Raw genomic sequence first — 25,309 nt, 5'->3', positions numbered from 1 at the left:
GTCCCCGCGCCCTGAATACGTCATGCCCGGGCTTGACCCGGGCATCCATCGAAAGACGACTCTTTGAGAATGGATGGCCGGGTCGAGCCCGGCCATGACACCTGTATTACTTGATCAGCCCTTTTTCCTTGTAATAGCGGATCGCACCGGGGTGCAGCGGAACCGGGCTGCCGGTGGCGGCCGTCTCGAGCTTGATCTCCTTGCCCGCGGCATGGGCATTCTGCAATTCCGGCAGCGACTCGAAGATCAGCTTGGTCATCTGGTAGGCGAGATCGTCCGACACCGTCGAGTTGGTCACGAGGTAGTTGACCACGGCCGCGGTCGGGACGTCCTTGTCCTGGCCGGTATAGGTGTTGGCCGGAATGATCGTCGAGATGAAGGGCGGACCGATCTTGTCGACGGTCTCCTTCGGCACCGCGACCACCGTGATCGAGCTCGAGCTGGAGAGATCCTTCAGCGAGGCGACGCCAAGGCCGGCCGATTGAAGGGTCGCTCCCAGCTGACGGTTCTTCATGAGGTCGACCGATTCGGCGAACGGCAGATATTCGACCTTGCCGAGGTCCTTGTAGGTCATGCCGGCGGCGCTGAGGATCGCGCGGGAATTGAGCTCGGTGCCCGATTTGGGTGCGCCGACCGACAGGCTCTTGCCCTTGAGGTCCGCGAGGGTCTTGATGCCGGACTCGGCGGTCGCGACGATCTGGATGTAGTTCGGATAGATCGCGCCGATGGTCCTGAGCTTGTCGAGCTTGGTCTTGAAGCCCGCCTCCTCGTCGCCCTCCCAGGCCGCTTTCAGCGAGTCGCCCAGCGTGAACGCCAGCTCGCCACGGCCCTGCTGGAGCAGGATCAGGTTCTCGACCGACGCCTTGGTGGCCTGCACCTGCGTCTTCACGTTCGGAATCTTGTCGCCGTAGATCTTCCCGATCGCGACCCCAAGCGGGTAGTAGACGCCGGAGGTCCCCCCCGTCAGGACGTTGATGAAGGATTGCGCATGGGCGCAAGGTGCCGACGCCGCCAGAGCAAGAGCCGCGGCCACGCCAAAAATCGTCCGTTTCATGATTTTGTACTCCCCAAACCGGCGGGGAAGTTGGCCGGATGAGAGGTGCGGGTCAACCCATCCAAAAGACAAAACAGGACTGCGGTAAACGGCCGATCCGGCTCGACTTTTGGGAACCCGGCGGGTGCGGCGAGGTGGCGCAGCCGAGCGAACTTACGCGAGGATCAATCGCTCGCGCGGCAGGCTCGGTCACCCCTCCCGCTTGCCTGCGGGGGAGGTCGGCGCAACGCGCCGGGTGCACCCTCGCACAGTCGCTGGCAGGCTTTACCGGCAAGCCCTCACTGGAACGTCATGTCCAGGCACTTGGAGATGTCGGAACCGAGGCCGGAGGAGATGGTGATGCAGCCGCGGATCTTCTGCGCGGCCATGTCGGCGGCCCAGATCGAGTAGCCGCCGGGGCCGAAGAACGAGTTGGTGTTCGGCGGCTCGGTCTCGGTCGCGTCGAAATCATACTTGCCGTCGACCTCGAAGATGCGCGGCTTCTTGGTGCAGCCGCCGTCGGTCTGGACGTTGATGACTTCCTTATTGTCGCGGGTCAGCGCCAGCGAGACCTGGCAGCGGAAATATTCCGAGGTCTTGGTATTGAACAGATAAGTGTAGGACTTGCAGGTCGCGGTGTTCAGCTTGCCCGGAGCCAGGCCGCGGCTGCACGAAATCCGCTGGTTGTGGCTGAGCTGATAGTCATCGGCCCGGGCGGCCGGCACCAGCGCCGTCAGCAGCAGCGCGGCAGTCCCGCAAACTCTAATGACACGGCTCATTCGAATCATCCCCACCAATATTTTTCTCGAATTGCGTTCTAGACGGAAAGCGGAACATAGTCGCGCGGGGGCGAAGGGAAAATCACAAACTGCTGGCCAGGACGTGATGCGCTGCGGCGCTTTTGCGAATTGACCCGGAATTACCGTTCGTGATTTGTTCAAGCCGGCACCCCAATGACGGGGAGGATGGATGATGGCATTTTCAAAAAGGACATTTGCACTTGTTTCGATTGCACTCGCGGCCACGCTCGGCGCATTTGCCGCGCCAGCATGCGCGCAGGCACCGGCAACGCCGTGGGAGCTCAAGCCCGACATTGGCTACGCCTATGACAAGGACGGCAAGACCTTCTCCTACAAGATGGGCACCAGCAATGCCGGCGAACTCCTGAAGGGCGCGAAGAAGGTGCCGAAGGGTACGTTGTTCTTCATCGGCCACAACGGCCAGCTCTACATGCGCAGCGGCCCGTATCTCGAAGGCGATGGCAAGTTCAAGTTCGGGTCGGATCAGTAGGCGTTGGATCAGTAAGCGACGGAGCCTGTAGGGTGGGCAAAAGCGCGTTCGCACCGTGCCCACCATCTATCGGCGCGTCCGATTGAAGCCGTGGGGACGCTAGGCTTTGCCCACCTTACGGCAGCGCTCTAAAACGTAGCCGCCAATTCCCTTGCACCGGGTTTGCTGCTGTTGCTGTCCATCCGCGTATCCGTGATCGCGAGCAGCTTGGCCACCGTGTTGTGGCGGATCGCGACCGGGTTGCGCTCGTAGCCGCCGCGCTGGAAGAAATTCGAGGTCGGCACCTGCTCGCGCATGACCTGCGGCATCGTCACCATGTCGAGGCCGGTGCCGTCGCCGGTGAGGTTCATCATCTCGAGCTCGGCCGCGGTGAGCGGGCGGGTGTAACCCTTGGCGCGCGCGAACAGCACCGATGTCAGCAACTTGTGGGTCTGCAGCATCGGGCCGATGTCGATGTCGAGCACCATCGCATGCATGGCCCAGCCCTGCGCGGTATTGCCGATCTTCTCGTGCTCCGACCAGGTGTCGGGCACCGACTTCGCATGCGCCACCATCTTCTTCAGGACGGCGAGCTTGTGCTCGAGCGACTTGCGGGCCGGGCCTGAGGTCCGTGCCACCTTGTCGGAGAGCGCGCGAATGAATTCATGACCCTGCTCGGCGAGCAGCTCGACGCTGTTTGTGGTCAACAGCTGATTGTAGCCCATCGCGGTCGAGATCGCGCGTTTGCCGCCATGCTCGATGCCCGCTTGCACGTCGTAACTGCCGGTGCCGCCGGTCTCGAACGAATAAACCCGTACGGCCTGCTCGCGCGTCAACCCTGACGCCAGCGCGTAGCGCGCATAGACACGCTTGAACTCCAGCTCGGAGGCGGGCCGCTGCGGCGTGAACTGATAGAGCTCCTGCGCCGCGCGCAGCAGATCGGCCACCACGGGGATCGGCTTTCGGGCAGGTTTCTCCGGGGTTTCCTCCGGCTCCGGATTCACCGGGCGCTTCGGCCCGTTGTAGAGCGGCGGATGCTCCAGCACGTAATCATCCAGCGTCACCTGCTGTCCGCTGCGTCGCTTGGCGTTGCGGCCTTTCCGCTTCTCCGAGATCTGGCTCCAATAGGCGCCGGCCTCCTCGTCGAAAGCGGCGCGTGCGGCCTGATATTCCTGCAGCTTGCGGCGATATTCGAGCACCGCCGGCGAGGCGCCCCCGCCTTGCGCAAAAAACTGCGACAGCAGTTGGGCCTTGGCATCGCGAACGGCCGGCGGCAGCGCGTCGGTCCCGCCGCCGCGCGCGGCGGGCGCGAGCAGGAGGAGCGCGAGTGGAACCAGCGCCAAGGAAACTGTCAGGCCATTTCGAATCGATCGATGCATGCTGCCCTCTTAGCAGGCATCCGGTAACCGTCACGTTAACGCGCCGTTTACCATCGTCACTTCCAGGCGAACACCGGCTGTTCCAGCTCGGTGACGCGAGTGTGCCGGCCCGCGAGGACCTCGCGGAACTGGTAGATCAGCGCCGCCGTCGGCGCGTGAATCAGGCTCATCTGGTGATGGAAGCGGATCACGCGGCGCGCGCTTTCAGGGATGTCGGTGAAATCGAAGGCGTCGTCGTGCTCGATCGTCGCCAGAGCGATGCGGTGGACCGAAGCGACCTCATCCGGGTTGGGCTTGATCGCGACACTGTCCGCGGCCCAGACCACCACCGGCGTGATCAGGTAGCCGGAGCGGGTCGGATAATCGTCGAGCAGGCCAAGCACCGCATCGGTCGTGAGCTTGAGGCCGAGCTCCTCGTCGAATTCGCGCAGCGCCGCCTCGACCGGCGTCTCGCCGGCATCGCAACGCCCGCCCGGCAGCGCCCACTGGCCGCGATGGGCGCGCAGATGTGAAGCACGCTTGGTGAGCAGGAAGGCCGTATCGTCCCCGTCATTGGATTCAGTCAGCGCCAGCACCACTGCGGCACGCTTCAGCGCCGACGGCACAGCCGCGTCGGGCAGCCGTGCGAAGGCCGCACAGGCCTCTGCGATATTCCGTCTGGTGGCATCGCCGAAAGCTCTCATGATGCTTGACTACACCAGGACTGCATCTGATGAAACGAGGAGAGAGATACGCCTGCAGGAATGGACGGTGAGATGACGAACAAGGCCGCCGCAAGGCTGAAATCAGACGGCTGGACGATACTGGAGACCACCGGCTTCCTGCATCTGATCGGCCCCTTGTGGGAGCGCAAGTTCGACGGCCACTACGAATTCGCACTCGCGACCGAAGACAAGCACCACAATCGCCGCGGCATGGTCCAGGGCGGCGTCATGATGACCTTCGCCGATCGCACCTGTGGCATGGCCGCCCGCTACGTCTCGGGCAAGGAATACCTAGCGACGGTGCAGCTCGACACGCATTTCGTCGAGGCCGGCAAGATCGGCGACATCCTGATCTCACGCCCCCGCGTCGTGCGCACGACGCGCAGCCTGATCTTCATGAGCACAGAGGTCAGCGTGGACGATCGCTGCGTGGTGATGGCGAACGGGGTGTTCAAGATCTTGAAGGGGCCGGAGTAGGCTCCGCACCCACCGCTGTCATTCCCCGCGAAAGCGGGGAATCCAGTACGCCGCGGCCTCTCGGTTCAATCACTGCTGTCTCTGGAATACTGGATCGCCCGCGAAGCGGGCGATGACAGCTGAGAGGACGCATCTCTGGATTGCTTCGCTGCGCTCGCAATGACAGCGGTAGCTGGCTATGCTGTTCTCCATCAAGATATCGAGGACCCGCCCATGCAATACCGCCAGCTCGGCCGCAGCGGCCTGAAAGTGTCGCCGATCTGCCTGGGCACCATGATGTTCGGCGGCCCGACCGATGAGGCCACGTCAAGGCGGATCATCGCCAAGGCGCTCGATGCCGGCATCAATTTCATTGATACCGCGGACGCCTATTCCAAGGGTGGCTCGGAAGAGGTCGTCGGCCGCGCAATTGGCGACAACCGCCACGCCTGGGTGCTCGCCACAAAACTCGCCAATCCCATGGGGAAGGACCCGAACCGCGTCGGCCTGTCGCGGCGCTGGGTGTTGCAGGCCGCCGACGAAAGCCTGAAGCGACTCGGTACCGACCACATCGACATCTACTATCTGCACAAGGAAGACCACGCGACCCCTCTGGAAGAGACGGTGCGCGCAATGGGCGACCTGATCCGCGCGGGCAAGGTGCGCTATTTCGGCGTCTCGAACTATCGCGCCTGGCGCGTCGCCGAGATCTGCAACATCTGCGACCGGCTCGGCATCGACCGGCCCGCGGTGAGCCAGCCCTACTACAACGCCATGAACCGCATGCCCGAGGTCGAGCATTTTCCGGCCTGCTCCTATTACGGCCTCGGCATTGTGCCTTACAGCCCGCTGGCGCGCGGCGTGCTCACGGGCAAGTACAAGCCGGACACGGCTCCCGACAAGGAGACGCGCGCGGGCCGCAACGACACCCGCATGATGCAGACCGAATGGCGGCCGGAATCGCTGCGGCTCGCGCAGGAGATCAAGACCCACGCCGAGAAGAAGGGCATCACCGCCGGCCAGTTCGCGGTCGCCTGGGTGCTCAACTCCGCTTTCGTCTCATCGATCGTCGCCGGCCCCCGTACCGAGGAGCAATGGGACGGCTACATCAGTGCACTCGACTATCGCTTCACTGCGGATGACGAGGCCCTGATCGACCGGCTGGTCGTACCCGGCCATCCCTCGACGCCCGGCTACAACGACCCGGCCTATCCGATCGAGGGCCGCCGCGCGCGGACAGCTTGAGCCGGAGACGACGATGCCACTCGAAGACCGCTACGGCCTGCCGCTCTCGACCTCTTCGGATGAGGCCGCGAGCGCCTATCGCGAAGGTGTCGACCTCATGCTCTCGGGGTGGACCGGCACGGCCGAGACGCTGGAGCGCGCGATTGCTGCCGACCCCGATTTCGCCCTTCCCCATATCGCTCGCGCCCGCCTGCATGCGTTCTACCAGCAGGGCGATCTTGCTCGAGCCAAGGCGGCAACAGCGCGCGAGCTGGTCGGCAGGCGCGGCACCGAGCGCGAGCGCTCGCATGTCGAGACGCTGGCGCTCGCGATCGAGGGACGGCTACCGGAGGCGATCGCAGCGACGCTGAAGCACATCGACGCATGGCCCCGCGATGCCGTGGTCTTGTCGCTGCCGCTCGGCGCGTTCGGCCTGTTCGCCTTCTCCGGCATGGCCGATCACGACCGCGCGCGGCATGAGCTCTGCGAGCGCGTCGCACAGCACTATGGCGAGGACTGGTGGTTCCTCACGATGTCCGGCTGGGCCATGACCGAGAACGGCGACGTCGCGCGCGGCCGCGCCGTCACCGAGCGCGGCTTCAATCTGCGCCGGGCGAATGCCCACGCCGCGCACGCGGTGCTGCACGCGATGTTCGAGGACGGCTCGATCGAGGCGGCCGATCGTCTCGTCGACGAATGGATTCCGACTTACGACCGCGCCGGCATCCTGCACGGCCATATCCGCTGGCACCAGGCGCTTGGCGCACTCGAGCATGGCGATGCCGCGCGAGCGCTTGCGATCTATGCCGACGTGCTCCAGCCGGAGGCGACGCAGGCGCCGCCACTGAACATCATCACGGACGGCGCCTCGCTGCTCTGGCGTCTGTCGGCCTACGGCCACGCCGTGCCGAAGCCGCTCTGGCGCGAGGCCGATGCCGCCGCGCAAAAACTGTTTCCGAAGTCGAGCCTGCCCTTCGCCGACGTCCACATGGCGCTGTTCGCCGCGGCCACGCAGAATCGCGAAGCGCTCGCCGCGCGCCTTGCCGTGATCGAGCAACGCCTCGCTGACGGCAAGCTGCCGGCCGGCCCCGTGGTGCCGGCGATCTGCCGCGCGCTGGCGGCCTTCGCCGCCGACGAATACGCGGCGTGCGTGCGAACGCTCGCGCCTGTGCTCGCTGATGTCGTGCGCATCGGCGGTAGCCATGCCCAGCGCGAGCTGATCGAGGATACTTATCTCGTCGCCCTGATGCGCAGCGGCGAGCTGCCGCGCGCCCGCGCCATGCTGGATGCCCGCCTGCACCGGCGGCCGTCCCTCCGCGACACGCGCTGGCAGGCGGCGATGGGCTAGCGCTGCCACGAAAAAAACATCGGTTTGGCGGCAAGTGCCTGCTAAGGACGGGTTAGGGCGATCGGGGGCGAATCGCCGATGGGTGGTACCGTGGTATTGCAGGCTGGACCAGCAGCACGAACCGGATCTCAACCAATTTGCGGTTCGATGGTTGTCGGGCGGAACTTTCCCGCTTCCGTGGCCCCTTGGCATATGAGCCTGACGATGCGCCGCCTCAGCCGACCGGTACTGGTCGCCACCCTGATCGCGCTCGCAAGCCCTTGTTTTGCCGAGCCTTCCGCGCCGATCCCGGTCAACAATCCGCCCGCGCCGCAGAATTCCTTCATCGACCTGCTGGCGCTAATGTCCGGCCACTGCAAGACGCTGAAGGTGGCGGGGCGCGCGTTCGCCTGCAAGACGGTGGCCTACGCCCATGGCGACAAGGGCCGGGTCAATTTCGCCGTCGCCGTCGACGATCCCAGCGACGAAAATCACGTCGTCTCGTTCTCCGGCGAGAACGGCAAGCGCGCCGATGACAATTCCTACGAACTGCCGATCGACCGCATGCTGCTCAACTCCAAGGACCGCCCCAAGGTCGACGGCCTGCCGGTGCCGGCGGAGCAGGCCTCGACGGGTGTCTGCCGCCAAACAGGCAATTTCGCCGCCAAAAAGGTGAATGACGTCATCTGCTCCGCGACCGACAGCGAGGGCCGCAGCTACGAGCTGCTGTTCATCTCCGACGGCACGCCGGTGAGCGTGCGCCGCATCAGGCAGTCGTCACCGTCGATCCAGGATCCTTTCAAATAGCGCCCGTTCAAGTAGCGGCATCCATCACGCGAAGGCCTTTCCAGCGTCGCGAAAATCACCGAAAGCGACTTGTCGTGGCGGGTCACCGGCGGCACCGGGCGATCGACCTTCATGAGCTGATAGACCGCCGTCTGCGCCGCGCGCACCGAATATTCGACCGTGAACACGACGTCCTCAGGGATCTCGACGAACTGGCTGACGAAGGCGAGGTTCACCGAATTCGTGGGCACCGGCAACGGCCGGTCGGTGGCATTGCGCGGCATGAACATGCTGGTGATGTAGGGCATGCGGCAGGGAATGCAGATCGCGTTGTCGAACACGCCCGCATCGAAATTCAGGTGCCCGCACAGCTCCTTCAGGATATCCGCGCCGCCGCATTCGGACATCGGCTTGGCGACAAAATTGCCGATGCGGTCCGGATGCAGCGCGTAGCCCCAGAACACCTGCACGTCCTTCGGCTGGCCGGAGAAATGCGGCTGGTGATAGAGCACGACCGACAGCAGCCAGTTGGAATCCTTGAAGGTCACGAGGCCGCCGGTACCGGCTCTGTTGCCGGAAAACGCTTCCATCTTGTCGAAGAAGCGCGGATCGCGGCAGGTCACGGTGAACGACTGCCACCATGATTCAGGGATCGAGGTGTTGAACGCGTACGGATTGCCGAACTCGGGACGCCCCTTCGCGATGGTCTCCCAGAGCGCCCAGCCCTGACTGTCGGCCTTGGTCAGGCGTGGAGCCGGGTCGGTCATGGAGCCGAGGCTGGACGCATCGGTCATCGAGCCGTTCTGGAAGAACACGAGGTCGCCGTCATCGAGACGAACATTGGCGATGCGACTGTCGCGGTCGAGCACGAGATTGCGCACACGCACGCGACCGTTCTCGTCTTCGAGCGTCATGTCGGTGACGCGGGTGCCGCGCACGAACTGCACGCCCTGCCGCTTGAGCCAGTCGGCAAGCGGCCGCACGATCGAATCGTACTGATTGTAGACAGTGCGCTTGACGCCGGCGAGCGTCTCGATACGCGGGAATTCGCTCATGAAACGGTGCAGGTAGCGCTTCAACTCGACCGCACTGTGCCAGGGCTGGAAGGCGAAGGTGGTCTGCCACATGTACCAGAAATTCGACTCGAAGAATCCGGCCGACAGCCAGTCGGTGATGCGGCTATCGCCGAGCGTCTCCTCCGAGGCTTCGGTAAGCCGCAGCAGCTCGAGCCGGTCGCGTGCGGAAAAGCCCATATGCGAGACGTCGACCTTGAAGCGGTTGCGGTCGACCAGCCGCGCCTGCGAATGCGCCGGATTCTCCACGTTGAACGCGACGGTCTCGTCGCGCACGCTGAGGCCGGGACGTTCCAGCGAGGGAATATCCGACAGCAGGTCCCAGGTGCATTCGTAGTGATCAGTGGTCAGCATGCGCCCGCCACGCAGTGAATAGGCGCCGTTTTCAAGCTGCGCCCCGTCAAGGCTGCCGCCGACCAGCGGCTGCGCCTCGTAAATCACGATGTCGCGACCCGGCAGCTGTGCATCGCGAATCAGGAACGCCGCGCCCGCGAGCGATCCGATGCCACCACCGATGAAATACGCCTTCATGACTTGCCTCGATTGCAATTCGAATTTTCGCAGCGAGATTGCATGCGGGGCGGCGGCCGGGATTGCGCTGGATCAAGCGCCGTAGAAGCGGCGTTCAAGAGGACGTGAGCGGCTTCTTGGCGTAGATCTGCGCGATCTCGTCCGCAAAGCGATGTTCGAGCGCGGGGCGCTTGTTCTTCAGGGTCGGCGTGAGCAGGCCCGCCGCAATGGTCCAAGGGTCGAGCGTCCACCACACCGCGCGCGGCGTCGCGTAGGATGGATAGGCTTTCACCGCCGCCGCGATCCGCGCCAGCAGAGCCGCGCGCTCCGCTGCACCACCCTGCTTGCCGCTCGCCGCCAGCCTTTCTTTCTCCTGCACCCAGGCCTTTGCGTTGAGCACGACCAGAGCGGTGAGGAACGGCCGCTGCTCGCCGACCACCAGCGCCTGCTCGAACAGCGGATCGGCAAGGATCGCGGTCTCGAGGTCGACCGGCGCGATCTTCTCGCCGGTAGAGGTGACGAGGATGTCCTTGATGCGGCCGGTGATGGTGATGCGCCCGTTGTCGATGCGGGCCTGGTCGCCGGTGTGCAGCCAGCCGTGGGCGTCCTTGACGCGGCGCGTCTCGTCCGGCTTGTGCCAATAGCCGAGCATCACGCTGGGACCGCGCACCAGCAATTCGTCATTGTCGCCGAGCTTGACCTCGATGCCATCGAGCACATGGCCGACCGAGTGCGGATCGTTGTCCTCGATGGTGTTGACGGAGACCACCGGCGAGGTCTCGGTCATGCCGTAGCCCTGGAGCACGTCGAGCCCGAGTGACAGGAACAGGCGGATGACGGGCTCGGCGATCGGCGCGCCGCCGGAGACCGCGACCTTCAGGCGCCCCCCCAGCTGCGCCAGCACCTTGTCCGCGACGAGCCGCTTGAGCAGAGGCCAGGCCAGCCGGTCACGCAGCGACAGCGCGCCATGTCCCTGCCGCGCGTCAAAACGCCGGCCGCCAATGGCGAGCGTGAGATCGAGTAGCGCGCGCTCGACGGCGCCTGCCGTTGCGCGGTGCTGCATGATCAGCGCGTAGATGCGCTCATAGATTCGCGGCACCGAGATCAGGACCGTTGGCCGCACCTGCTTCAGATCCTCCGACAACAGCGGCACCGATCGCGCATAGGCGACGCAGGCACCGGCCGCGATCGGATAGTAGTAGCCGCCGGTGCGCTCGAACGTGTGCGAGAGCGGCAGGAAGGACAGGAAGACATCCTCGGGCGACGCCGCGATTCGATGCGCGATCGCCTTCACATTGGCGATGATGTTGTCATGCGACAGCATCACGCCTTTGGGCCGTCCGGTCGTTCCCGAGGTATAGACGATGGCGGCAAGATCGTCGGGATTCACCGCGACATCGGGCAGCGGCGGGGTCGCGCCCGGCGCTGCCGCGAGCCATTGGTCGAGCGCGACGATGCGCGCATCGGCCGCCGCGAGGCCAGCCGCATCCGCACAGACGATGCGCTTGAGATGGTCGAGGCGCTGGCCGGTGGCCACGATCGCCTGCCAGCGCGCCAGCGAATCCACGAACAGCAGCATCGCGCCGGAATCGGCGAGGATGTAGGCGACGCTGTCGGGATTGTCGACCGCATGCATCGGCACAGGCACCAGCCCGCGCGACAGCGCCGCCTGATCCATCGCGACATGCGGGATGCCGTTCGGCATCAGGATCGCCACCCGCTCGCCGGGCGCAAGGCTTTCCGCGGCCAGCGCCCGCCGCCAGAGTTCGAATTCGGCGTCGATCTCCTGCCAAGACTGGCCGACCCAGCGCCCCGCATCCGCGTCGAAATGGCGATAGGCCTCGGCCGCCGGAGTCGTCTTGATGCGCCAGCGCAACAGCTCCGGCAACGTCCTCACCCCCTCAAGCGCTTGTGCTTGACTGATCGGCGGTTGACTGAGTAGCGCTGGCATGACGTCCTTTCGCACTTGATCGATTCCCGGTGTATCTGGGACCTCGACCCTAGGCCAACCAGCCCTCGCTGCCTTGATCCTCAGCAAGGCCGCCATGCTTCGGAGCGTCATGGGCTTCCCGATCCGCATCCGTAAAGCACGGATATCCCGTAGCCAGGATGGAGTGCAGCGCAATCCGGGAAGGTCCATCCGGATGCCGCGGTCCCCGGATTGCGCTGCGCTCCAGCCGGACCACGAAGCTTTGTCGCGAAACGAGGGAAGATTGGCATTGTGCGCTTTCCCGGTCACCTCGCATACTGCCCGAGCAAGCAAGCCCGAAGGCCGCTCCCATGCCCAATCCCCTCCCCGCCCTCATCGTCGTCGACGTCCAGCGCGCGTTCGACGAGTGGGAGGCGGCGGGCAAGCGGCGCAACAATCCGGATGCGGTTAGGCGAATCGTCGATCTGCTGACCGCGTTCAGGGCGCACGGCGCGCCGATCTTCCACATCCGCCACGAAGGCACCAAGCCGAACTCGTCGTTCCTGCCGTCACGCTCCGGCTATGCGGTCAGGGACGAAGCTCGCGAAGCGCCTGATGAGGCAGTGATCGTCAAGCACGTCAACAGCGCCTTCATCGGCACCGATCTCGAAAGCCGGCTGCGTGCAGGCAATATCACCACGCTCGTGATCTGCGGCGCCACCACCAATCATTGCGTGGAGACGACGACACGGATGGCCGGCAATCTCGGCTTCGACGCAAGGCTGGTGCGCGATGCGACCTGGACCTTCGAGCGGACCGGGCCCGATGGCGACAAGCATTCGGCTGAAGATATCCACGCCATGACGCTGTCGAACCTCAACGGCGAGTTCGCGCGCATCGTCACCACCCATGAGGTGATCGCATCGCTCGACGCCGTGCGACAATAAATCGCGCGCCCTTCGATCATTCACACGGCGTTGATTGGAACTGATCTGCGTCGTTTCGACGCCCGCCTCAATCGGAACGTCAGCGACGCGATTCCGTTGTCACACCACATTCAACTGGAGTGATGACATGAAGTATCTTTTTGTCGCAATGGCTGTCGGTGCTGCGGCGCTCGCCGGCGGAACCACGGCCAATGCGGCGGACAAGGCCAGCGCGAAGCCAAACGCGTCAGCCGGCAAATCGACCGACATCAGCGCGCAGCACAGGCGCCACCACCATGGCCACCGCCATCATCACTGGCGCCAGCACTACGGCCATCATCGTCCGCACTACCGGAGCTATGGCCATTATCCGCGCCACCACGGCTACTATGGCGGCGGACCGTACGGCTATTACGGCGGCGGCGGTCCCGGCGTGACCTTCAGCTTCGGCGGCAGCCGCTGGTAGGAGATAAGGCCCGCAGAGATGCGGGTCTTTTTCATCCACGCAAGATCAGCCTCGCCGTCTCCAGCCCGCTCGCCAGTGCCGCTTCGACCGTGCCCATGTCGCTTCCGTGATAGAGCGCTTCGCCGGAGAACAGCACCGGGCCGTCGGCCCGCGCGAGGATCGTCTGCGCCGCACGCGTCCGCGGCGTCGCCCAGGAATAGGCGCCGCGTGCGAAAGGATCGTGCGCCCAGTTGGTCGCGGCAGCCGCCACGAGGTCGCGCGCGATCTCATCGCGCGGCAGGCCGAAGATGGCGGCGAGCGAGCCCAGCCCGGCATCGATCAGTTCTTGCGAATCGAGGCCGTTCAGATCCGCCGTCCGCGAGCCGCCGAACCAGCCGGTAAGAACGGGATGCTGATCCGGATACCGCGTCCACCACACCGGGATGGTCTGGTCCGACAGCAGGAAGGTCATGTCCGCGAGATCTTCCGGCCGCTCGCGCCACCATGGCCGCGTGAACCGCAGCAGGATCTTGATGACGCTGCCGAAACCGATGTCGTCCGCAGCCGCAGCTTTCGCGCGTGCGGCTGAGGGCAGGGCGATGTCGCGCAACAACGGCAGCGGCACGGTGAGGACGACGCGATCGCAGGCCCGCACGTCGCCGCCGGCGCAGCGGACCGCCAGCGCGCCCCTCTCCTCTGTGATCGCCAACACCACGCTGCCAAGGCGGATCGCAACGCCGTGCCTGCGGCATTCCTCCGCCAGAAAATCGATCAGCGCGCCATAGCCGCCGACGATGCGCGCCTGGGTATGGTGCCCGCCGTCCATCCATTCCGCGCGCAGCGCCAGCGTCGAGGCGCGCTCCGGGTCGGCGGCGTCGTAGCCCTCGACCATCCGCTCGATCGAATAGCGCAGCCGCGCATAGTCGTCGCCGGCAAAATGGCGGCGCAGGAAATCGGCGACGGTAAGGTCGTCCTTCAGCTGCCCGAGCACGGCATGCAACTCGGCCTCGTGCGGATCGTGGCGATCCTCACGCGCCAACATGGCGCCGTCGAAGCTCCATTGCTGGCCTTCGATCAGCTGCGACGACAACCCCGCCTCGCGCAGCAACGCGCGCGTGACGGGCGCATCGCCATGGATGAATTCGGCGCCGGCGTCGGCGGGGTAGCCGAATTCCGATGCCGGCAGCGGATGGATACGCCCACCGCAGCGCTCGCGCGCCTCCAGGATCGTCACCGATTTGCCCGCACGCGCCAGCGCGCGCGCCGTCATCAGCCCGGCCGCGCCGGCACCGACGATGACAATGTGCTCGGATTGCCCCGACATGCCGATGACTACTTGCTCACGTCGTTCTGGATAAGGTATCGCAGCAGCAAGACGCCGCCGCCAAGATCGCGCGTGCTCTCCAGCGTCATCGCGGTCAGCGGCGCGCGCTGCTCGCTGTCGGCTTCGGTCGAATCGAACACGAAGGGTGCGCCCCTGGCCCCATCGATCGCGGGGCTGAGGATCAGGTTGAATTCGTCGATCAGGCCGGCGCGCAGGAACGCGCCATTGGCGACGCCGCCGCCCTCGACCAGCAGGCGCTTTACACCGAGCTCGCGGTTGAGGATGTCCAGCGTCAGGGCCAGATCGATCTCGGACTTGCCGGCAAAGATATAGGACACGCCTTCGGAGCGGAGCCCGGCCAGATGCGCATCCGGCACGCTCTCGGTCAGCACCACGACGATCGGATCGCCGCCGATGTCCGAGCGGCCCCAGCCGATCTTGCCGTGCGCATCGAGCACGACGCCATAAGTCTTCGCATCGCGCCGCGCGATCCAGTTTTCGCGCGGAAACTCTTCGCGCGACGTCTCGGGATACGGCTTGCCCTTGGCGAATTCCGAGCCGGTGACGCGGCCGATCACCCAGGCATCGCCACCAAGCTCGTCATGGATCTTCTCGAACCAGTCGCCGCCAACGCCCTTCGGACGCCAGCGGCTGGGATGCGTGCGCCCATCCAGGCTGCAGGCCATCAGGCAGATGACGTAGGGCTTCATGCGAAATCTCCGGAATTCGTTTTCACGCGGCCGGCCCACCGCCTTTGGCGCGATCGTTCACGATCGCCGCGAGCGGATTGAGCTTCGGCGGCGCGACCATCTTGAGCGTGTTGCTGTCGTGATGATTGAACGGCGCGCCGCGGACGAACAACTCGGTCTGGATCAGATAGGTCCAGCTGCCGTCATCGTTGAAGGTGATGTCGCAGCGGTAAGAGTCCGTGCGGAAAGCCTGTTCGAGAAAATCGGTCGAGCAGATCCCGTAGGCGGTGTCGCCGCGCTTCGCCGTGACCGCGATCTTTCGATCGTCCGGCTTGGCGTTGCCGAACGCGAGCAGCACCTGCGCGCGCGGGATCGCCAGCGTCTGCATGATCAGCCCGGTCGCGGGCTCCCACAGCCAGTAGCCGACCTGGTCGTGGAAGGTGATGTCTTCCTCGGGCGTGTTGATGTGAATGTGATAGCGCAGCCCGTAGAGCAGCTGCGGCCCGTTGGCCTGCGGATCGATCGGGTCCATCCGGATGTGCTCGATGAAGGTACGGCGCTCCGGCCCCTCCGCCTTTGGATTGACGTCGATGCCCTTGTCCGCCTGCCAGACGCCGGCAAGACGGCGGAGCGGGCCGAGATTGGCGAGGCCGTCGGGCGAGACGTCCTCGGGTTCGGTGAAGATGTCGGCGGGAATGGGGAGCATGGGGGCCTCGCGTCGTTGCGGGGAGCAGCAATAGCACAAGGATGGCGCGAATCGACTGCAATGGAACCAGATTCCGCCCGGTGCGTTATCGGCCCTTGAGTAAGAGTCCTTGAATTGGGGCTCGATTGGGCAGGATGTTCAAGGGCACCTGCCTATGGTCACGCGTCGCGAGGGGGTCCGGTGCTGTCTGAGAGAGCTGCTCGGCAGTCAACTGATATGGGCTTCCTCGTTGAAGGGGGCGAGCTTGGCGCCATGATGCGCGCTCTCGACTGGTCGGCTTCGCCGCTCGGTCATCCCCGCCAATGGTCCCAGGCCCTGAAGACGACGGTCGGTATGCTGCTGGCAGCCCAGGCCCAGATCGTCCTGTTCTGGGGGCCCGATTACGTGGCGCTGTACAATGACGCCTACGCGCCGGGCATCGGCGCCAATCACCCCCGCGCCCTCGGCCGCCCCGCGATCGAGAACTGGGGCGAACTGTGGGACGATCTCGAACCGCTCCTTGCCGGCGTCCGCCAAACGAGAAGGACATTCGCCGCCAAGGATCGTCCGTTCTACGTCGAGCGCCATGGCTATGGCGAGACGAGTTACTGGGACGTCTCCTACTCTGCGGTGGCGGATGACGATGGCTCGGTCGGCGGTGTGCTCTGCATCGTTTCCGAGACCACCGAACGTGTTCTTGGCGAGAAGCAGTTGCGGGCGAGCGAAGCGCGCTACAGGGAGCTCAATGCCACGCTCGAGCAGCGCGTGACCGAACGGACCGCCGAGCGGCACCTGCTTGCCACGATCGTGGAAACCACCGACGGGCAGATTCAGGCCCTCGACCTCAACTATCGCTGGCTCGCCATCAACACGGCCTGCGCCGAGGCTTATGAGCGCATCTACGGCAAGCGGCCGAAGGTCGGCGATTCCTTGCATGAATTCCTCGCCGACCGGCCCGAGCATCTCGCTGCGACAACCGCGATCTGGACCCGCGCGCTGGGCGGCGAAGCCTTCACAAACATCGATGAGTTCGGCGATCCCAGGTTCGACCGCCGGGTGTTCGAAATGAAGTTCGAAACGCTGCGCGCGCCCGACGGTACGCGAATCGGCGCGTTCCTGACCGGGACGGACGTAACCGACCGCCTGGAGGAGCAGGCACGGCTCGCGCAGGCTGAGGAGGCGCTGCGACAGGCGCAGAAGATGGAGGCCATGGGCCAGCTGACCGGCGGCGTTGCGCACGACTTCAACAATCTGCTGACGCCGATCGTCGGCCTGCTCGACATGTTTCAGCGCAAGGGCATCGGCGGCGAGCGCGAGCATCGCCTGATCGCCGGCGCGGCACAGGCAGCCGAGCGTGCCAAGACGCTGGTCCAGCGCCTTCTTGCTTTCGCGCGCCGGCAACCGCTCCAGGCTGTTCCGGTCAACATCGGCCAGCTCGTTGCCGACATGGGAGATCTGATCTCGAGCACGACCGGGCCGCAAATCCAGGTGACGGTGGACACACCGGAAGGCCTTCCCGAAGCCATGGCCGATCCCAACCAGATCGAGATGGCCATCCTGAACCTCAGCGTGAATGCCCGCGACGCCATGCCCGACGGCGGCGGATTGCGCATCTCCGCCAAGGCACGGACCGTTGCCAGCGAGAACAAATCGGGCCTGGCACCCGGTGCCTATATCTGCATCTCGGTCGCCGATACCGGCATCGGCATGGACGAAACGACACTGGCCCATGCCGTCGAACCGTTCTTCTCGACCAAGGGTGTCGGACAAGGCACCGGCCTCGGCCTCTCGATGGTCCACGGCCTCGCATCGCAGCTCGGCGGCGCGCTGACGATCAGGAGCGCCGTGGGCGCGGGAACGACGGTGGAGTTGTGGCTGCCGGTCAGCCACGCGGCCGCGGCCGCGGTCGACACGGCCCCGCAACCCAAACTGCGGCCGCTCCCCGTCGGCACGGCGCTGCTGGTGGATGACGAGCCTCTGGTGCGCATGAGCACCGCCGAGATGCTGAGCGAGCTTGGCTACAGGGTCGTCGAGGCCGCCTCCGCCGAGGACGCGCTTCAGCGCGTTAGCGACGGACTGCGGCCGAACCTGCTCGTCACCGACCATCTGATGCCGGGCATGAGCGGGACGGACCTCGGCCTCGCGCTGCGCAATCGATATCCCGAACTGCAGATCCTCGTCGTCTCAGGCTACGCCAACAACGAAGGCATCACGCCGGACCTCTCGCGGCTGACCAAGCCGTTCCGGAGCGACGAGCTGGCGGCGAGTTTGGCGAATTTGGCGAAGGTGGGACGGTAGGGAATAAGCAGCCCGCTTGAGCGATCGTGTACAGCGCGGCTAGAGGAGCGAAAGCTACATCGCGTCTGCCACAATTTTAATCAGCCTCGCGCAGAACGCGTACTGGAATCGCGCATTCCGCGCGCGGCACGCCATCCGAGAAAATCATGCCAGGCGCGACAAGAGCTCGTGCTCGGGGTTCCCGCTTGCTCCGCGGAATCGCAGTGATAAGACCATGGTCTCAGGATTGTGAAATTCGCCATAGGCGATGAAGCCGCTCCGACTATAGCTTTCAAGTGACGTCAGTGATTTTCAAGCGAGTGGTTTGGAATGCAGCAGGCTTCGGTCGAAAAATTCTCGGATCTCATCGGCGGTATCTATGATTGTGTGATCACGCCTGAACGCTGGACCGGAATTCTGGACGACATCTGCACCGAGTTCGGTTTTGCCACCGGCGCGCTCTCGGTCGCCAGCCTCACCAATATGAAGGCCGTCGTCAACGCGGTCTCCGGGAGCGACCTTGCCCAGATGTCGCAGAACGGTATCGGCTACGGCGCCGACATCATCGCGCTCTGGGGCGGCGCCGAGCGCATTCAGCAATATCCGCTGGGGGAGCCGATCGTTCAATCCCAGGCCGTCCGACAGGACGTGATCGCCGGCAATCGCTATTATCGCGAATGGGCCCTGCCCAGGGGCCTGTTCGACGCAGTTGCCGTCGGCCTCGTTCGCGACAAGGCGATGGTCGGCAATGCGATCTTCAGCCAGCATGAATCGGCCGGATCCATTGACGATGCGCAGGTCGGCGGATTGCGCCTTCTGGCGCCTCACATCCGCCGGGCGGTGACGATCAGCCACTTCTTCGACATGAAGGCCGTGGAAGCCGCGACGTTTGCGGCAACAGTCGAGGCCCTGACGGTCGGAGTCATCCTGGCGGACGAAGATTCGAGGATCGTTCACGCCAACGCCGCAGCCACTTCCATGCTCGCGGCCGGTGACCCGATCGTCGATCGACAGGGCCGGATCGCCGTTCAATCCACGGCGACCACCGGCGCATTGCAATCCGCCGTCGCGCAGGCCGCGAAGGACGAGGCGACGCTCGGCCAGAGCGGCATCGGCATCCCGATCCCGCGCCCGAGTGGCGACCCCTTTGTCATTCACGTTCTGCCGCTGCGACGCAGCCACATGCGATCCGGCCTAATCCAGCGCGCCGCCGCCGCTCTGTTCGTGGCGTCCGCCTCCGGGCCGCCGCGAATGCCTCACGATGCGCTCAACCAGCTCTACGACCTGACGCCGGCCGAGATTCGCATCTTCGAGCTCATTTGCGAGGGACAGACGCGCGCCGCAATCGGTGAATTGCTCGGCATTTCCCTCAGCACCGTGAAGAGCCACCTGTTTCATGTCTTCGAGAAGACAGGGTGCCGGCGCCAGGTCGATCTGGTCAGGCTGGCGAAGTCGCTGACGTTTCCGGTGTAGCCGAAGACCGCTCTCAAGCCGCTTCGGACGCCGGTTTCGTACGTTGCTCGAGCACGCCGATCGTCGAGACCAGATTGTCGCGACGCGATCGAAGGTTGAGCGCGAGCAGCGGATATGTCGGCTCTCGCACGTCAAACACCCCGGCTCGGGCCTCTTCTTCGAGAATGTCGGTGTTCATGAGCCGGACACGCCACCACAAATCGGCGATCAGCGCATTGAGCTGGAGTTCTCCAGCCGCACCAGAACGGGACACTTTCTGCATCGTTTGCCTCAACCTGAAACGGCCCAGCATGTTGGGCGTGGGGTTGGCTCCAACTGAGCAAGCAGGATGCCAATGGCGGCACACGATCCGGTTCCGGAATTAACTGCACTCTCTCCACTATCCGCAGGCCAGACCCTTACGGACAAAGTCCCGATCTTTCCGTCCGCATGCAGCGTGGTGGGTTGACGGCAAGGCCGTGGAGATCCCATTGGCATCTGACCGAAGGCCCGCTACATCGAGCCGGGAAGCGGGACATCCCGGCGTCATGGATAACGTAGCAGGACACGCCTTGAGCCACTTCTTCGTCACCCCGTCCGGCCTTGATGGCTCCGCGGCATGACCATCGCGGGCGCGATCAATTTCACCAGTGATATGCCGGATCTGCCGCGCGTCCTGCGGGCCATGGCCCTCGGTCCAGCCAGGCCCCGCTGGCATCGCGAGACCGGTATCATGCTGGGAGTCTGCGACGACGCGGAGATTGCAGTCGCCGGGCCGATCGTCGCCCTGTTTCACGGCCGCCTCGACGACGTCACCGAGCCGGACGTCCCGCGCACCGGTCCGTCGGCTGCAAACATTGTCATTCACGCCTACCGACGCTGGGGGCTGGACTTTCCGCTGCGGCTGGTCGGCGATTTCGCCTGCGCCGTATGGGACGGCGAAACCAAACGCCTGCTGCTGGCGCGCGACGCGCTGGGATTCCAGCCGCTGCATTTTTGGCGTGACGGCAACCGGATCTTCTTCGCAACCGAGCCTCGGGGCCTTCTGACGCATTCGCAGATCGAGCGGCAAATCGACGAGCGCTGGGTCGCGCGCTCGCTGGCGCTGCTGCCGTATGACGGTGCGGGGACGCTGTATCGCGGCATCGACCGGGTGATCCCAGGGCATGTCGCTCTGTTCGAGCACGGCAACGCGCGACAATTGCGCTACTGGCGGCCGGAAGAATTGCGTCCCATCCGGCTCCCGCGTGACGAGGACTATGCCGAAGCCATCCGCGCGCTGCTGGACCAGGCCATCCGCTGCCGGATCGCAGGCGCCGCCACGGTCGGCAGCCATTTGAGCGCGGGCCTCGACAGCTCCAGCGTCACGGCACTCGCAGCGCGTCAGCTCGACGAGCGTGGGCTGCGGCTGTCGGCCTTTACTGCCGTTCCAATCCCGGGCTTCGATGGCAGCGCCTATCGCGATCGCATCTGGGACGAAGGCCCGCTGGCGGCGCGGGTGGCGGAGGCCTATCCCAATATCGATCATGTGCTGGTGCCCAACGAGGGGCCGGCCCTGTTCGATGTCCTCGATCAGATCGGCGATGCCTCCGGCGTCCCCGCCGTGAACGCGATGAATCAGATCTGGATCCATGCGCTCGGCGAGGCAGCCAAACGCCGCGGCGTCACAGTGATGCTCAGCGGGGACAAAGGCAACATGACGATCAGCTATGACGGCTTCGGCTACCTCACCCGGCTGGCGCGCGAACGCGATTGGATCACGCTTGCCGGGCATCTGCGGACGCTCCATCGCACCGGGACGTCGTGGCCTTCGCTCGGCAACCGGGTGATCGCGCCCTTGCTGCCGCCAGGCTTGCGCCGATTCCTGCGCCGGCTGTTTGGCCGGCCGGAACGAGGACTGCGGGAGCACTCAGCGCTACGGTCCGATTTCGCCGACCGCCTGGGCGTCCTGGAGGAAGCACAAGCCATGGCCTGCAATGTCAGCAATTCGGCCCTGGGCCGGCAAGATGTGCGACTCGCGGTTTTCGGGCGGACCGACGGCGCGATGGTTTGGCGATCTTACAAGCGCAAATTCGGCTTCACCCATTGTGATCCAACCGGCGACCGACGCCTGATCGAATTCTGCCTTGCCATTCCAGCCGAACAATTTCTGCTTCAGGGAGAGAGCCGTTCGTTGATCCGTCGCACGATGCAGGGAATTCTGCCCGACATCGTCAGGCTCGAGCGGCGCAAGGGGCTGCAAGCAGCGGATTGGTCGCGTCATCTGATCGCGGCACGGCCGGAGATCGAGGCTGAGATCGAAAGGCTGGAACGAAGCCCCCTGGCCAAAGCCAGTCTCGATCTGCCGCGCCTTCGCAGTCTGCTTGATAACTGGCCCGACGGTGGATGGCACCGGGCCAAGGTCGCCTACGACTACCGGCTGGCGCTGGCACGAGGATTGGCGACGGGGCGCTTCCTCCGCCGCTTCGAGGGCGGCAACGAGTGATCCCTTTCAGGAAAAATCGATTCCAGCATCGGGAAAGCCGCCAGGAAGGTTTTCCGCGTTGCTCGCAGGAGCGATGGTCAGTACAGGCTTGTGCCAATCCTTAACAGGGGCGTCGGCGCTCGGAACCTGAGCTTCGCAGTCCTGAATATTTTCGGGCTCTTGCACGGCAGTTCCCTCAAGGCAATTCGTGATCGCGACTTTACCACACCTCATGGGCGGCACCAACTGGATCGCACGCGCTTCAATCTTCCGGCGGAACGATGACATCGTCCTGCCCGGACCGGAAGAGAGCAATGGGCCGAAACAGCCCGGCCTGCTCGCCGCCGACCACGGTCCATCCGTCAGCAAGACGTAACCAGACATGCGCGTCCAGGCCCTGCTCCGATTTCCGGACGCCATAGACCAGATCGGCGGCGACACCTCGCCGCCCCAACATGCGCTGCGCGGCGATTGCCTGCTCGAAGCAGACCGAGCGCCACGGCACGCGTCTGGACGCGGCCAGAACAGCCCAGCGCACCCGCTTCGACAGCAGGTCTGGATCGCCGACCACCGCCGAACCGGCGGGGCGGGTGAGATCACGCGCAACGCGGGCGAAGGGTCGTAGCTTCAGGGTGACGGCAGCGAGGGCAAGTTCGCGGACGGCCTCGGCCAAAAGCAGAATTTCGCGGCGGTGAGCCCAGACTCTGGAGCGGACCGGGCGTCGCCCAATTGTCATAGCCCGGCTTCCGCACGGCCAAACCGTGATCGCAATTGATACGCTTGGCCTGCCGGCCGGGCCAAGGGCCCGCCGACGGCAACGGCAACGGTATCGATCACACACATATCGTCCGACACCAGCTCTTGGCCGCGCCGTATCAGGAAGTCAATTTCAAGCGCCGCCAGACGTCGCTGCCCATCTCGTCCAGCAGGACGCCACAGAGCGCGCCGCAACAGGTTACGAGTAAAAAACGCCCGCATCCGGCCAACCGCCCGGACTGTTTTCAGCGCTGTTGGCTTGCAAGATGATCATGACCGGCCTGTGCCATTCCAAAACGGGCACCTCCACAGCGGGTTGCTGTTCTGCCGCGCTATCAGGCTCCTGCATCGATTCATCCTCGTAAGACAAAGCTCCCTCTACGATATTATCATCGCCGGGAAAACAAAATTTGAAAAGCGGATCCGCGGCTCTGGCCATGCGGTACCCGAAGAAGGCGACGGGAAAAATCTCACTCAATCTTCGTAGCCGAGATCCCGCATCATGGAGCCATGATCCCGCAGAATGCGGTTCGCTTGCGCTGCCGTCAGCCGCTGACGCCACCCGCCGGCGGTACCTGCGCCGAAAAAGCGGTTCGGCGCTTCGGGCGAAGACTCACGAAAGCCTTCACGGATCTCGGCAGCCTGCAGCCTGTCAAAACGACCGGCGTCGATTGCCGAGGCCAGCAGCTCCGGCGGCGCGGATTGGCCGAAAGCCCGCGCGATGGCCGCAAATGTCGGCAATGGAGCGGCGAGCAAGTCCTCGTAACGCACGCGCGTGAGATTGAGCCCTGAATCGAGCCAGCTTGCGGTATGAGCGCTCCAGCTGGAGACGAGTTGCGGCAATTGCGGTCTCAAGCCCTGCGTGCTGTTGCCAATCGACAATCCGGGTTTCGCCATCCATGCAATCGCCTCGTCGACCGTGATCCCGTAATAGGTCGCGAACGACGGCGCGACGTCGCGGGGATCGCGGATGATCAGGACCACGGCCCCTACGGCCTCCCGCGGAAACGGTGGCTCGGCAGCCCCCGGCGCCGGCAGCCACGCGTCATGTGTCTTGATCGGAAATGATCGTCCCTGCGGCGAGACCGCCCGATGGGCAAGCGGTCGCAATCGGCGTTGCTCATCGGGCAGCAAATCGGACGTTTCGACTTCAAGCGCATTGTCGAAAAACGAGCGATCGGAGGCGATCGGTCCCTCCAGCGCGTTGATATTGAGCGAGCCATCGCCTCGCATGAGGGCCGTCAACAACGCCCGCACCCAAGTGTTGCCCGATCTCGGATAGGACGCGATCAGGTGCAACCCGCTCATGACACCGCGTCGTCCTCGATGCTCCGCAGCAACGAATCGAGCTCGGAAAAATCGGTCCGGCGGTTCAAGCGATAAATGTCGGCGGCACTCACAATCTGTCCAATGGCTTTGAAGAGTTCGCCGTCCCGTCCCCAGATGGCGGCCGTCCGCTTTCGATAGATCTGATCGTTCAGCCCGGCGACCGCGGTCATCGGAGACAGCTTTTCGATATCGGCTTGACCGCTGAGAGCCACATTCTGAGCGCGGAGCAGATAAACCGCTTTCAACGGCACCGGCGCGGTCTGGAAGTCGGCAGCTCCGGCGAAGCGCAGGTAATATTTGCGCTGACCGAAGCGGTTCGCCTCCAGGCCGTCCGATCCCAGACCCATGGCCTCCAGGGAATCCTGCCATAGTTTGACGCGCGGGAACGCCGGTCTCACGACCGGCCCTCCAGGAGCGCCGGTATCGATCACGCAGATATCGTCCGACACCAGCGTGTGGCCGCGCCGCGTCAGGGCGGCTGCCAGCGTGGATTTGCCGGCGCCCGACACGCCGGAAATCGCAATCCCCTTGCCACCGATCCGGATGCACGATGCGTGGAGGGGAACGAGACCACGGCGGTGCACGAGAAGGCCGAGAACAGTGCCGAACAGGAACGTGCGGATGTCGGGGGACTCCACGGCAATTTGCGGATCGACGACAATCTCGTGCGAACTGCGCAGCCAATAGCTCGCGACGCCGTCGATGGACAGGCGGGCCTGCCTCTGCGAATTGACCTGCAACAGCGGCGAGACATCGCGCGCGTCATCGAGCCTCGCCGGGACGGCGCCGATCCGAATCGTCAGATCCGGCTTCCGGTCGTCTCCGCTCCACGTCGCCAGTTCGGGAAGCACGAGGTCGGAGCGGACACGCCAGCCGCACAAGAACAGATCGCCGCCCGGCGCGGCCGTCGCTCTGACCGGCTCAGCCGACATTGATCAGCCGCTGATCGCGCATGGAGCCGAGCAGATCGAGAACGTCGGCTGTAATCTGCTCGCGATCGCCGCGGTAGTTCGCCGCCATGGCCTGGCAGAGCGTTTCGACGGTCACTGGCCGCTCCAGGCGGCGCCAGATGTCGCTGCCGATCTCGTCCAGCCCGCAATATACTCCAGCCTCGATACTCATCAGGATGAAATTGCCGTCAACTTCAGTGGCGAGGTGCTTCTGCGCCCGGGATATTGTGTCGGTAAGGCTCAAGGTGTTCGGCATACGAGAAACGCTGACTTTCACGGCATCGACAAAAACTGAGGACCCTTACCGTCTTCGTGCTGCAGATACAAATCTGGATTCGGCAC

25 protein-coding genes and 1 pseudogene are annotated in these 25,309 nt (G+C 64.6%); 10 read left to right on the top strand and 16 right to left on the bottom strand.

The window, feature by feature from the left end:
- Nucleotides 1-106: 106 nt before the first annotated feature.
- Together WHZ77_RS03185 and WHZ77_RS03180 are read right to left on the bottom strand one after the other, a co-directional pair.
- Nucleotides 107-1,054 carry a TAXI family TRAP transporter solute-binding subunit gene (locus tag WHZ77_RS03185; RefSeq protein ID WP_375312355.1) on the bottom strand — a complete coding sequence of 316 codons (948 nt, stop codon included), beginning with the start codon at nucleotides 1,052-1,054 and terminating at the stop codon, nucleotides 107-109.
- 278 nt (nucleotides 1,055-1,332) lie between these two features.
- Nucleotides 1,333-1,812 (bottom strand): hypothetical protein, encoded by a 480-nt coding sequence (locus WHZ77_RS03180; RefSeq protein ID WP_375312354.1) that lies wholly within the window; start codon nucleotides 1,810-1,812, stop codon nucleotides 1,333-1,335.
- Nucleotides 1,813-2,005: 193 nt separating this feature from the next.
- On the opposite strand from WHZ77_RS03180, the gene WHZ77_RS03175 reads away from it, so the two are divergent.
- Entirely contained in the window at nucleotides 2,006-2,323 is a 318-nt protein-coding gene (locus WHZ77_RS03175) for a hypothetical protein (RefSeq protein ID WP_375312353.1), read from the top strand.
- Between the two features lie 128 nt (nucleotides 2,324-2,451).
- Here the strand turns inward: WHZ77_RS03175 and WHZ77_RS03170 are convergent, their stop codons facing one another.
- Together WHZ77_RS03170 and WHZ77_RS03165 are read right to left on the bottom strand one after the other, a co-directional pair.
- Nucleotides 2,452-3,681 (bottom strand): hypothetical protein, encoded by a 1,230-nt coding sequence (locus WHZ77_RS03170; RefSeq protein WP_375312352.1) that lies wholly within the window; start codon nucleotides 3,679-3,681, stop codon nucleotides 2,452-2,454.
- Between the two features lie 56 nt (nucleotides 3,682-3,737).
- Nucleotides 3,738-4,367 carry an NUDIX hydrolase gene (locus WHZ77_RS03165; RefSeq protein ID WP_375314652.1) on the bottom strand — a complete coding sequence of 210 codons (630 nt, stop codon included), beginning with the start codon at nucleotides 4,365-4,367 and terminating at the stop codon, nucleotides 3,738-3,740.
- A gap of 69 nt (nucleotides 4,368-4,436) precedes the next feature.
- On the opposite strand from WHZ77_RS03165, the gene WHZ77_RS03160 reads away from it, so the two are divergent.
- From WHZ77_RS03160 to WHZ77_RS03145, 4 genes are all read left to right on the top strand, one after another.
- Nucleotides 4,437-4,862, top strand: a complete 426-nt coding sequence (locus WHZ77_RS03160) for a PaaI family thioesterase (RefSeq protein WP_375312351.1) — start codon at nucleotides 4,437-4,439, stop codon at nucleotides 4,860-4,862.
- A 213-nt stretch (nucleotides 4,863-5,075) separates the two neighbouring features.
- On the top strand, nucleotides 5,076-6,086 hold the full coding sequence (locus WHZ77_RS03155; RefSeq protein WP_375312350.1) for an aldo/keto reductase: 1,011 nt from the start codon (nucleotides 5,076-5,078) through the stop codon (nucleotides 6,084-6,086).
- A 13-nt stretch (nucleotides 6,087-6,099) separates the two neighbouring features.
- Nucleotides 6,100-7,413 carry a tetratricopeptide repeat protein gene (locus WHZ77_RS03150; protein WP_375312349.1) on the top strand — a complete coding sequence of 438 codons (1,314 nt, stop codon included), beginning with the start codon at nucleotides 6,100-6,102 and terminating at the stop codon, nucleotides 7,411-7,413.
- A 204-nt stretch (nucleotides 7,414-7,617) separates the two neighbouring features.
- Nucleotides 7,618-8,199 carry a hypothetical protein gene (locus tag WHZ77_RS03145; RefSeq protein ID WP_375312348.1) on the top strand — a complete coding sequence of 194 codons (582 nt, stop codon included), beginning with the start codon at nucleotides 7,618-7,620 and terminating at the stop codon, nucleotides 8,197-8,199.
- A 35-nt stretch (nucleotides 8,200-8,234) separates the two neighbouring features.
- Here WHZ77_RS03145 and WHZ77_RS03140 read toward each other — a convergent pair.
- Nucleotides 8,235-9,782: pseudogene (locus WHZ77_RS03140) on the bottom strand (oleate hydratase); the annotation flags it as partial.
- A 94-nt stretch (nucleotides 9,783-9,876) separates the two neighbouring features.
- Complete coding sequence (locus WHZ77_RS03135) at nucleotides 9,877-11,712, bottom strand: AMP-dependent synthetase/ligase (RefSeq protein WP_375312347.1); 1,836 nt, start codon at nucleotides 11,710-11,712, stop codon at nucleotides 9,877-9,879.
- A 329-nt stretch (nucleotides 11,713-12,041) separates the two neighbouring features.
- Between WHZ77_RS03135 and WHZ77_RS03130 the strand changes: the two genes are divergently transcribed.
- A complete protein-coding gene (locus WHZ77_RS03130) occupies nucleotides 12,042-12,617 on the top strand; it encodes a cysteine hydrolase family protein (protein ID WP_375312346.1) in 576 nt (191 codons plus the stop codon).
- Nucleotides 12,618-12,744: 127 nt separating this feature from the next.
- Nucleotides 12,745-13,062, top strand: coding sequence for a hypothetical protein (locus tag WHZ77_RS03125; protein WP_375312345.1), 318 nt, complete (start codon nucleotides 12,745-12,747; stop codon nucleotides 13,060-13,062).
- A gap of 31 nt (nucleotides 13,063-13,093) precedes the next feature.
- Here the strand turns inward: WHZ77_RS03125 and WHZ77_RS03120 are convergent, their stop codons facing one another.
- Genes WHZ77_RS03120 through WHZ77_RS03110 form a run of 3 tightly spaced genes read right to left on the bottom strand, consistent with a single transcriptional unit; the run spans nucleotide 13,094 to nucleotide 15,760 of the window.
- On the bottom strand, nucleotides 13,094-14,365 hold the full coding sequence (locus WHZ77_RS03120) for a flavin monoamine oxidase family protein (RefSeq protein WP_375312344.1): 1,272 nt from the start codon (nucleotides 14,363-14,365) through the stop codon (nucleotides 13,094-13,096).
- Nucleotides 14,366-14,373: 8 nt separating this feature from the next.
- Entirely contained in the window at nucleotides 14,374-15,075 is a 702-nt protein-coding gene (locus WHZ77_RS03115; protein WP_375312343.1) for a RibD family protein, read from the bottom strand.
- 22 nt (nucleotides 15,076-15,097) lie between these two features.
- Entirely contained in the window at nucleotides 15,098-15,760 is a 663-nt protein-coding gene (locus tag WHZ77_RS03110; protein ID WP_375312342.1) for an FABP family protein, read from the bottom strand.
- 252 nt (nucleotides 15,761-16,012) lie between these two features.
- Between WHZ77_RS03110 and WHZ77_RS03105 the strand changes: the two genes are divergently transcribed.
- Both WHZ77_RS03105 and WHZ77_RS03100 read left to right on the top strand, forming a co-directional pair.
- Nucleotides 16,013-18,037 (top strand): ATP-binding protein, encoded by a 2,025-nt coding sequence (locus WHZ77_RS03105; RefSeq protein WP_375312341.1) that lies wholly within the window; start codon nucleotides 16,013-16,015, stop codon nucleotides 18,035-18,037.
- A gap of 309 nt (nucleotides 18,038-18,346) precedes the next feature.
- A complete protein-coding gene (locus tag WHZ77_RS03100) occupies nucleotides 18,347-19,489 on the top strand; it encodes a helix-turn-helix transcriptional regulator (protein ID WP_375312340.1) in 1,143 nt (380 codons plus the stop codon).
- Between the two features lie 13 nt (nucleotides 19,490-19,502).
- On the opposite strand, the gene WHZ77_RS03095 is transcribed toward WHZ77_RS03100, so the two are convergent.
- Nucleotides 19,503-19,781: a hypothetical protein gene (locus WHZ77_RS03095; RefSeq protein ID WP_375312339.1), complete on the bottom strand. Its 279-nt coding sequence runs from the start codon at nucleotides 19,779-19,781 to the stop codon at nucleotides 19,503-19,505.
- Nucleotides 19,782-20,087: 306 nt separating this feature from the next.
- On the opposite strand from WHZ77_RS03095, the gene WHZ77_RS03090 reads away from it, so the two are divergent.
- Complete coding sequence (locus WHZ77_RS03090; protein ID WP_375312338.1) at nucleotides 20,088-21,953, top strand: asparagine synthetase B family protein; 1,866 nt, start codon at nucleotides 20,088-20,090, stop codon at nucleotides 21,951-21,953.
- A gap of 6 nt (nucleotides 21,954-21,959) precedes the next feature.
- On the opposite strand, the gene WHZ77_RS03085 is transcribed toward WHZ77_RS03090, so the two are convergent.
- The 6 genes from WHZ77_RS03085 to WHZ77_RS03060 all read right to left on the bottom strand — a co-directional run bounded on the left by WHZ77_RS03085 (nucleotide 21,960) and on the right by WHZ77_RS03060 (nucleotide 25,244).
- Complete coding sequence (locus tag WHZ77_RS03085; protein WP_375312337.1) at nucleotides 21,960-22,220, bottom strand: hypothetical protein; 261 nt, start codon at nucleotides 22,218-22,220, stop codon at nucleotides 21,960-21,962.
- Entirely contained in the window at nucleotides 22,195-22,605 is a 411-nt protein-coding gene (locus WHZ77_RS03080) for a lasso peptide biosynthesis B2 protein (RefSeq protein WP_375312336.1), read from the bottom strand. Before WHZ77_RS03080 ends, WHZ77_RS03085 begins: the two co-directional genes overlap by 26 nt.
- A 282-nt stretch (nucleotides 22,606-22,887) precedes the next feature.
- Nucleotides 22,888-23,166, bottom strand: coding sequence for a hypothetical protein (locus tag WHZ77_RS03075; protein ID WP_375312335.1), 279 nt, complete (start codon nucleotides 23,164-23,166; stop codon nucleotides 22,888-22,890).
- Nucleotides 23,163-23,996 carry a sulfotransferase domain-containing protein gene (locus WHZ77_RS03070; protein WP_375312334.1) on the bottom strand — a complete coding sequence of 278 codons (834 nt, stop codon included), beginning with the start codon at nucleotides 23,994-23,996 and terminating at the stop codon, nucleotides 23,163-23,165. The genes WHZ77_RS03075 and WHZ77_RS03070 overlap by 4 nt, the downstream gene beginning before the upstream one ends.
- Complete coding sequence (locus WHZ77_RS03065; protein ID WP_375312333.1) at nucleotides 23,993-24,949, bottom strand: HPr kinase/phosphorylase; 957 nt, start codon at nucleotides 24,947-24,949, stop codon at nucleotides 23,993-23,995. Before WHZ77_RS03065 ends, WHZ77_RS03070 begins: the two co-directional genes overlap by 4 nt.
- On the bottom strand, nucleotides 24,939-25,244 hold the full coding sequence (locus WHZ77_RS03060; RefSeq protein WP_375312332.1) for a PqqD family protein: 306 nt from the start codon (nucleotides 25,242-25,244) through the stop codon (nucleotides 24,939-24,941). Before WHZ77_RS03060 ends, WHZ77_RS03065 begins: the two co-directional genes overlap by 11 nt.
- Nucleotides 25,245-25,309: the final 65 nt, after the last annotated feature.

The organism is Bradyrhizobium sp. A5, assembly GCF_042076515.1.
Lineage (GTDB): Bacteria > Pseudomonadota > Alphaproteobacteria > Rhizobiales > Xanthobacteraceae > Bradyrhizobium > Bradyrhizobium cosmicum.
Note: the sequence above shows the minus strand (reverse complement) of the source record. Positions and strands in the feature narration are given on the sequence as shown.

Excerpts from the sequence above, each read along its gene's own strand:
- WHZ77_RS03185 (WP_375312355.1), bottom strand. The coding sequence starts at position 1,054 with ATGAAACGGACGATTTTTGGCGTGGCCGCGGCTCTTGCTCTGGCGGCG.
- WHZ77_RS03180 (WP_375312354.1), bottom strand. The coding sequence starts at position 1,812 with ATGAGCCGTGTCATTAGAGTTTGCGGGACTGCCGCGCTGCTGCTGACG.
- WHZ77_RS03175 (WP_375312353.1), top strand. The coding sequence starts at position 2,006 with ATGGCATTTTCAAAAAGGACATTTGCACTTGTTTCGATTGCACTCGCG.
- WHZ77_RS03170 (WP_375312352.1), bottom strand. The coding sequence starts at position 3,681 with ATGCATCGATCGATTCGAAATGGCCTGACAGTTTCCTTGGCGCTGGTT.
- WHZ77_RS03160 (WP_375312351.1), top strand. The coding sequence starts at position 4,437 with ATGACGAACAAGGCCGCCGCAAGGCTGAAATCAGACGGCTGGACGATA.
- WHZ77_RS03155 (WP_375312350.1), top strand. The coding sequence starts at position 5,076 with ATGCAATACCGCCAGCTCGGCCGCAGCGGCCTGAAAGTGTCGCCGATC.
- WHZ77_RS03150 (WP_375312349.1), top strand. The coding sequence starts at position 6,100 with ATGCCACTCGAAGACCGCTACGGCCTGCCGCTCTCGACCTCTTCGGAT.
- WHZ77_RS03145 (WP_375312348.1), top strand. The coding sequence starts at position 7,618 with ATGCGCCGCCTCAGCCGACCGGTACTGGTCGCCACCCTGATCGCGCTC.
- WHZ77_RS03135 (WP_375312347.1), bottom strand. The coding sequence starts at position 11,712 with ATGCCAGCGCTACTCAGTCAACCGCCGATCAGTCAAGCACAAGCGCTT.
- WHZ77_RS03130 (WP_375312346.1), top strand. The coding sequence starts at position 12,042 with ATGCCCAATCCCCTCCCCGCCCTCATCGTCGTCGACGTCCAGCGCGCG.
- WHZ77_RS03125 (WP_375312345.1), top strand. The coding sequence starts at position 12,745 with ATGAAGTATCTTTTTGTCGCAATGGCTGTCGGTGCTGCGGCGCTCGCC.
- WHZ77_RS03120 (WP_375312344.1), bottom strand. The coding sequence starts at position 14,365 with ATGTCGGGGCAATCCGAGCACATTGTCATCGTCGGTGCCGGCGCGGCC.
- WHZ77_RS03115 (WP_375312343.1), bottom strand. The coding sequence starts at position 15,075 with ATGAAGCCCTACGTCATCTGCCTGATGGCCTGCAGCCTGGATGGGCGC.
- WHZ77_RS03110 (WP_375312342.1), bottom strand. The coding sequence starts at position 15,760 with ATGCTCCCCATTCCCGCCGACATCTTCACCGAACCCGAGGACGTCTCG.
- WHZ77_RS03105 (WP_375312341.1), top strand. The coding sequence starts at position 16,013 with ATGATGCGCGCTCTCGACTGGTCGGCTTCGCCGCTCGGTCATCCCCGC.
- WHZ77_RS03100 (WP_375312340.1), top strand. The coding sequence starts at position 18,347 with ATGCAGCAGGCTTCGGTCGAAAAATTCTCGGATCTCATCGGCGGTATC.
- WHZ77_RS03095 (WP_375312339.1), bottom strand. The coding sequence starts at position 19,781 with ATGCTGGGCCGTTTCAGGTTGAGGCAAACGATGCAGAAAGTGTCCCGT.
- WHZ77_RS03090 (WP_375312338.1), top strand. The coding sequence starts at position 20,088 with ATGACCATCGCGGGCGCGATCAATTTCACCAGTGATATGCCGGATCTG.
- WHZ77_RS03085 (WP_375312337.1), bottom strand. The coding sequence starts at position 22,220 with ATGTCATCGTTCCGCCGGAAGATTGAAGCGCGTGCGATCCAGTTGGTG.
- WHZ77_RS03070 (WP_375312334.1), bottom strand. The coding sequence starts at position 23,996 with ATGAGCGGGTTGCACCTGATCGCGTCCTATCCGAGATCGGGCAACACT.
- WHZ77_RS03065 (WP_375312333.1), bottom strand. The coding sequence starts at position 24,949 with ATGTCGGCTGAGCCGGTCAGAGCGACGGCCGCGCCGGGCGGCGATCTG.